Annotated in this window: 2 protein-coding genes; both read right to left on the bottom strand. The window is 40.9% G+C overall.

Going from position 1 to position 440, the window contains the following annotated elements:
- Positions 1 to 243: ATP-binding cassette domain-containing protein (locus J7R05_RS08215; RefSeq protein ID WP_208541872.1), on the bottom strand; the 243-nt coding region annotated here is incomplete at its 3' end.
- Positions 244 to 245: 2 nt separating this feature from the next.
- Positions 246 to 440, bottom strand: a 195-nt coding sequence (locus tag J7R05_RS08210; RefSeq protein WP_484479012.1) for a permuted SH3 domain-containing protein, incomplete at its 5' end; no start/stop codon positions are given.

Below are 440 nucleotides of genomic sequence, written 5' to 3'. Positions count from 1 at the left end.
AGAAAGAAGAGCTGTTTTTTTTCCTGAAATCCAATAATGACCAGAATTTGGACGATCAAGACAACCTAAAATATTCATCAATGTGGATTTTCCTGAACCGGAAGCTCCCACAATCGCTACCATTTCACCGCGCTTAATGGTAAGATTGATGTTTTTCAAAACAGTGACAAATGTTTCACCGGCAGGAAACTTGCGCACAATATTTTCTAAAATGAGGACAGCATCTGCTTGCTCTGCTTTCATGCTTAGCTCTCTTCCTCAAGTTTATCAGAATTACCTGACACCACTCCATCGCGCAAACCTGTAATAACCACGTCTCCCTCACTAAGCCCTGAAACAATCTCTGCCACAACCTTGTTATTAAGCCCAACGGTTACTTGTTTTTCAACCACTTTACCTTTTTTCTCCAAAAGAGAAACCCATGCGGTATGCTCTTTTGT

Origin of the sequence: Bartonella capreoli (assembly GCF_902813205.1) — a bacterium.
Classification (GTDB): domain Bacteria; phylum Pseudomonadota; class Alphaproteobacteria; order Rhizobiales; family Rhizobiaceae; genus Bartonella; species Bartonella schoenbuchensis.
The sequence above is the reverse complement of the archived record's forward strand: the minus strand, read 5'-3'. Positions and strand labels throughout refer to the sequence as shown.